Origin of the sequence: Lonsdalea britannica, from assembly GCF_946477055.1 — a bacterium.
Taxonomy (GTDB): Bacteria; Pseudomonadota; Gammaproteobacteria; order Enterobacterales; family Enterobacteriaceae; genus Lonsdalea; species Lonsdalea britannica_A.
In genome coordinates this window covers 1-5,742 of sequence record NZ_CAMKXG010000227.1, presented here as the reverse complement: position 1 = coordinate 5,742, position 5,742 = coordinate 1, and the positions used below count along the sequence as shown (strand labels likewise).

At 64.1% G+C, this 5,742-nt stretch carries 7 protein-coding genes; all 7 read left to right on the top strand.

What is annotated here, in order from left to right:
* Positions 1 to 736, top strand: a 736-nt coding sequence (locus Q7O77_RS13810; RefSeq protein ID WP_304168366.1) for a type II secretion system F family protein, incomplete at its 5' end; no start/stop codon positions are given.
* Between the two features lie 13 nt (positions 737 to 749).
* Positions 750 to 1,721, top strand: a complete 972-nt coding sequence (locus tag Q7O77_RS13805) for a type II secretion system F family protein (protein WP_304168363.1) — start codon at positions 750 to 752, stop codon at positions 1,719 to 1,721.
* A 65-nt stretch (positions 1,722 to 1,786) separates the two neighbouring features.
* Positions 1,787 to 2,620: a tetratricopeptide repeat protein gene (locus Q7O77_RS13800; RefSeq protein WP_304168360.1), complete on the top strand. Its 834-nt coding sequence runs from the start codon at positions 1,787 to 1,789 to the stop codon at positions 2,618 to 2,620.
* Between the two features lie 20 nt (positions 2,621 to 2,640).
* On the top strand, positions 2,641 to 3,138 hold the full coding sequence (locus tag Q7O77_RS13795; protein WP_304168358.1) for a TadE/TadG family type IV pilus assembly protein: 498 nt from the start codon (positions 2,641 to 2,643) through the stop codon (positions 3,136 to 3,138).
* Entirely contained in the window at positions 3,131 to 3,730 is a 600-nt protein-coding gene (locus tag Q7O77_RS13790) for a TadE/TadG family type IV pilus assembly protein (protein WP_304168355.1), read from the top strand. The genes Q7O77_RS13795 and Q7O77_RS13790 overlap by 8 nt, the downstream gene beginning before the upstream one ends.
* Complete coding sequence (locus tag Q7O77_RS13785; RefSeq protein ID WP_304168352.1) at positions 3,714 to 5,309, top strand: TadE/TadG family type IV pilus assembly protein; 1,596 nt, start codon at positions 3,714 to 3,716, stop codon at positions 5,307 to 5,309. Before Q7O77_RS13790 ends, Q7O77_RS13785 begins: the two co-directional genes overlap by 17 nt.
* 32 nt (positions 5,310 to 5,341) lie before the next feature.
* A partial coding sequence (locus Q7O77_RS13780; RefSeq protein WP_304168349.1) for an LEPR-XLL domain-containing protein occupies positions 5,342 to 5,742 on the top strand: 401 nt, incomplete at its 3' end.

Below are 5,742 nucleotides of genomic sequence, written 5' to 3'. Positions count from 1 at the left end.
GTGGGCGCAGCTGGACTTTATCGGCTGGCGAAAAAACCTGCGTCGGCGGGCGTTGGTTCTGGCGGCGGTCAGTCTTGCGCTGGGCATTGCCATTGGACGGCGCACGCCGTCCCCGCTGGGACTGGGCCTGCTGTTCGCGCTGTTGTTGTTTGCGGTCGTCGCCGTGCTGTTGTTTCGTAGCACGCTGCAAAAACACCTCAAAGCGCTGCGCGAAAGCCTGCCGGAAGCGGTGGACGCCATTACCCGCAGCTGCCGGGCGGGCGTGCCGGTCGCCAATACTTTCGCGCTGGTGGCGGAGCACCTGACCGGTCCGCTGGCGGCGGAGTTTCGCACCATCGACCACTGGCTGAAGCTGGGCATTCCGCTGCGGCAGGTGATCCAAACCTCCGCCAGCCGGGTGCCTATGGCGGAGTACCGCTTTTTTGTGGTGATCCTGATCATCAGTCAGGAGGCGGGCGGACGTCTGGGCGAAACCCTCGAACGCCTGTCGGCCACGCTCCGCGAGCGGCGCGAACTGGCGCTGAAAGTCCAGTCGAAGACTTCGGAGGCGCGGGCGACGGCCAAGATTGTGGCGGCGCTGTTTCCCTGCTGTCTCGGCTACATGTACCTGAAGTCGCCGGATGATTTCATGTTTCTTTTCGCCGACCCGGTGGGCAGCACGGTGCTGATGTACGCGCTGTGCAGCGTCTCGCTCGGCATGCTCATCACGCACCTGATGGTGAAACGGATACGGTAGGAGAACGCGTCACATGACCTCTCTGTTCGACGACCCCTGGCTGTGGCTGGGGATCACGCTGGTAGCGAGCGGCCTGTTTCTGGCCCGTACGCAAAGCCGTCAGCGACAGCGGCAGCGTTTGGCCGAACGTCTGCGGCCGCACCTGCCGACGACGGCGGAAGACGATGCTGGTCGTCCGCCGGACGGCTCGCTCTTGCGCGATCGCGGAGTGCCGTTGCCGCCGCCGCTGGAGAAACTGCTGCGGCCGTTGGCGGAGCAGGGTGAACGGCTGGCGGGCGCTGAGCGGGATCGCCGCCAGCTTCGTCGGATGCTCGATCTGGCCGGTTTCCGTCGCGGCGAAGCGGTGGGCTGGTTGGCGTTGGGCAAACTGCTGAGTGGTGTGCTGTGCGCCCTGATACTGGTGGGCGGCGCTCTGCCGCCTGCGGACCGCGTTGGGATGACCGGACTGGCGGCGGCGCTCATCGGCTACTTCGTCGGCGCTCTGCTGCCGGAATGGTGGCTGAGATGGCGCGCCGCCAGCCGGGGAGAAAAGCTGGCGCGGGCGGTGCCGGACGCACTGGATCTGATGGTGGTGTGCGCCGAAGCCGGTCTGCCCATCGGGCGCATTTTTCAGGTGGTCTCCAAAGAGCTGGGCCTGTCGGCGCCGGAGATGGCGGACGAACTGCGCTACACCGCCGCCGAACTGCAGATCCTGTCGGATCGCACCACGGCGATGACGCATCTGGCTGAGCGCACTCGGGTCGCGGAGATCGAAAGTATGGTCGCCACGCTGATCCAGGCCGAGCGCTACGGCACGCCGCTTTCGCAGGCGCTGCGCACCATCGCGGACGAGAGTCGCAAAACCCTGATCCTCGGGCTGGAGGAGAAGGCGGGGAAGCTGCCTGCGCAGCTGAGCGTTCCGCTGATGGGGCTAATTTTACCGCCGATTATCGCCATTATGGCGTCGCCGGCGTTGCTGAAAGTGATCCGTTTGCTCTCCCACTAAGCGCCATATGGCGAGGGCGAACGACCCCTTAATACCTATCGAGCACAGAGAAGAGAAATACGCTGATGACAAAGATCACCCTGTCCCAACGCGGCGGCCTGCTGGCCCTACTGTGCGTCGTTCTCCTGAGCGGCTGCGCAACGTCCCAGGGACTGAAAGGCACCAAGGAAGAAGGGCTGCGTCTGGCGCGCCTGCTGCGCGATCAGGGACGGTTGGAAGCGGCGTCTGAGGTTTACGCCCGGCTGGATTCGCGCGGCAAGCTCGACGGCGGCGAGCTGCTGGAGTACGCCAGCGTGGCGGCGCCGGTACGTCCGCCGCTCCAGGTGCTGGGGTTGTATGGCCGCGCGCGGCAACAGCTTGGCGCCTCAACGCCGCCGCAGACGCTGGCGATTTGCGTGGGGATGGGACGGGCGCAGCTGGCGCTGGGAAGGGGCCAGATGGCGCAGCAGGATTTCCGCTGTGCGCTGGACGTCGCGCCGAACAACGCCAGCGCGCTTAACGGTATGGGCGTCGTGATGGATGCCGCCGGTCGTCATGACGAGGCCAGAGCGTTGTTCGACAAGGCGCTGCGCAGCGATCCCGCCGATGTGGCGGCGCTCAATAATCTGGCGCTGTCGTGGCTGAACAGCGGACAGGCGGACAAGGCCGTCTCGCTGCTGCGCTCCAGCGAACTGAGGCATCCTTCCGTAAAACTGAATCTGGCGCTGGCCTATCTGTACGCGGGGCGTGACGAAGACGCGCGCGGAGCCATCGCGTCTGTCGCCGTACCTGAACGTATCGACGGGTTGGTCGCCGAGCTGTCGCGGCGCGCGGCGGATCTGCGTCAGTCCCGCGGACAGGGAGAGGCGCTGCTGCTGGCCAGCCGCCAGCCCCTGTCTCTGGGTGAAGAGAAACCGTAATGGCCGGGGTGTCGCGGCACATGAATGCCCCACGGCTGACCGGTGTCTGGCGTGACGTGCGTGGGGTCATCGCCACCGAAGTGGCGTTTCTGGTGCCGGTGGTACTGGTGGGCGTCATGATGCTATTCGAGCTGGCCCGTATCGGTCTGCTGATCGCCATTGGCAGCGTGGCGCTGGACAAAGCCGTGCAGTCGTTCCGGCTAGACGATCTCGGCGGGCAGAGTCCTGATCGCATGGCGCAGGATCTGCGCGATCGCATGGTCGAGGTCGGGTTTGGTTACCTGAAGGCGGACGATCTCACGGTCAACGTGCTCCATTTCGACAATCTGAGCCAACTGGGCGGGCTGACCTTGTCCGAGGACGAACAGACCCAGAATGCGCGTTCGCTGCCGGTATGGTCGGTGACGGTCCAGCTGCGCCAGTCGTTCCTCACGCCGCTGCCGGAGGTGCTCTCGCTGGGCGGCACTTTCCGCTATCAGTACAAACACATTTACGGCACGGAGCTGCGGGATGAGTAGCCGGGCGGCGATCTGGCTGCGGCGCTTCTGGCACGATCACGCCGCCTCGGCGGCGGTGGAAACGGCGCTGGCATTCCCCATCGTGCTGGCGGTAGGCGCGTTGTGCGCGGATCTCTACACCGTCGAGCTGGAACGCGAACGTCTGGAGCAACGGGCTGGCGCCGTCGCGTCGGTGCTGGGGCTGCAACAGGACCTGACTGAACAGGGGTTGCAGGGGCTGCTGGATGCGGTAATGCCGGACAGCGGCGCCGGAAATTATCACGTGTTGATTAGCAACGTCCGCCAGACCGGCGAGGTGTACTGGCAGTTGAATCGCGGCACCACGGATGCGTTGTGCGCCGACAACCAGGCCGGGCCGGAAGAGACGTTTCCCGGCGACCTGCCGGAAAAAGACGCCAAAAACGGTCAGGCGGAAATCTCCATGATCGTGGTTGAACTCTGTCGGCAGGGTGAAGACATCAGCCTCGCGGGCGGACTGTCGCTTACCAACCTGCTGCACGTTACGGCGGTCAATCGCGTTATCGACGGCACGATTGCGCTGGATGACGCGCTGGCGCAGGAGGCCGGACTCGACGATGAAGACAATGAATAAGCGTCATGCGACAACATCGCGTCTGACGCGGCTTGCGGCCCGTTTCTGGCGGGAAGACGCTGGCGTTGGCACGGCCTTTTACGCGCTGGGTATGATGGGATTGTTGGTCGCGGGGGCGTTTATCGTCGATACCCTGACCGCCACCGGCGATGCGGCGCAAATCAAACGCGCCACGGATGCCGCCGCGCTGGCCGTGGGGCGTCAGGCGCTGATCAAAAACAGCGGCGGCTCGGAGGATGCGCTGCGCCAACAGTTGGCTTACGACTACGTCCGCGCCAATCTCGGGCTTAACAGCACGCTGGCTAATGCTCTAACGTCGGGTGACGTCTCGGTGAGCGAGGGGCAAACCGGTCAGGAGCGTAAAACCTATACCGTCGCGGTGACGTTCACCACCGCGCCCAGTCTGCTTCAGCTCAGCGACCGTCAGCAGGAGATTCACTCTACGGTCGAGGTGATTTACCGGCCCGCCGAAGTGGCGCTGACACTGCCTAACACGTTATCGGAAGGTGCGTCCGAACTCGGATCGCTACGACGTCTGGCGAACCATTTCGCCGATGCGCTGCTCAGCGATGCGCCGGACCGTCGGCTGGCGTTGGTGCCCTACAGTCAGACGGTGAACGTCTACGACGCGGACAACTGGAGCAGTCGCATTCGCAGCTGGCCGTCCAGCGCCGCGCTCAAGCCGGTGGAGCTGACCTCGCTCTTCAACAACAACGATTACGGCATCGCCAACCTGGCCAGCCGCATGATGCCGGATTTGCAGGACCAGCGCATGTGCCTGCATCGCGGTCTCTATCGTGGTGAAAACTACTTTTGGGATCGCGCTCCGGCAGGCACGTTCTCGGTTCACTACCGGGCGGACCTGCCGGAGAACGCGCCCGGCATGCCGTGGATCCAGTGGACCGGCCCTAACCCGACGTTCGGACAGGCGACCGGCACCAACGATACCCGCTATATCGTCGCCGACAAGGGGTGTCCGACGGCTGCGCTGCTGCCGCTGACCGACGATCTTCCGGCGATTGCGGCCCGGCTGGACCAGATGGAATCTCAGTTCAACGTCAACTATGCGCTGGCGATGGGGTGGGCGGCGATGTCTCTGGCTCCGGCATTCCGCGGGGAAGGGGGCTGGGGCGATACGGAGTATCCGCTGGATTTCGACGGCAACGGCAGCGGCAACATTAAAGCCATCGTCATGCTGGCCAATACCACCGGCGATTGGTTCGATACCGACGCCTACAACTACTACGTCGGCCAGACGATAGACGAAGCTTCCGGCAGCAGCGAGCAGTACCAGGTGGTCACCGCACGTTTCCAGTCCCTGTGCGCCAGCTTCCGCGAACGCAATCTGCTGTTCTATTTCATCGGCGTCAGGCCGGGCGATCCGGAGGATTTCGGCCGCACGCTATTCGACACCGTCGCCCGACCCGGCCTGCTGACCTGCACCAATAACAACGGCGGTTCGATGACGTTTGCCGACAGCGCGACGTTTGCCGGGGCGGAAGATGACATTGCCGACAAGCTGGACGCCATTCTGGCGGATATCGAAACCCGAAGCAATTACGTCCGACTGATTGAGTAATCAGCGGGATTAGCCCTTTTTAGGTGACGTTCATGAAAAAAATCTCTGACCCACAGTACCTTCGCGTTGCCCTGGCGCTTGAGCCCAGAATGATGTTCGATGCGGCGGCGGTCACGACCGCGGCCGAGGTGGTGGCTACCCAAGCCGCAACCGATGCGCCGACCGTCACCGCGACGCCAGCGGTGGATAGCGTCTATACCATCGACGAACACGGGGTGGCCGGCGCAGACGCGCCGCTGTTCAGCGCCGTCACGGTGGCGGCGGATGCCGCAGGCGATGAGGTGACGAAGTTGGTCGTGACCGTCAGTACCAGCGGTGCGGATCAGGCGCTGGTGGTAGACGGCTCGACGATTGCGCTGACCGCCACGGGGAACTCGGAAACGGAGAACCATTTCTACACCTATAACGTGGCCGTCGCCGACGGAAAGGCCAC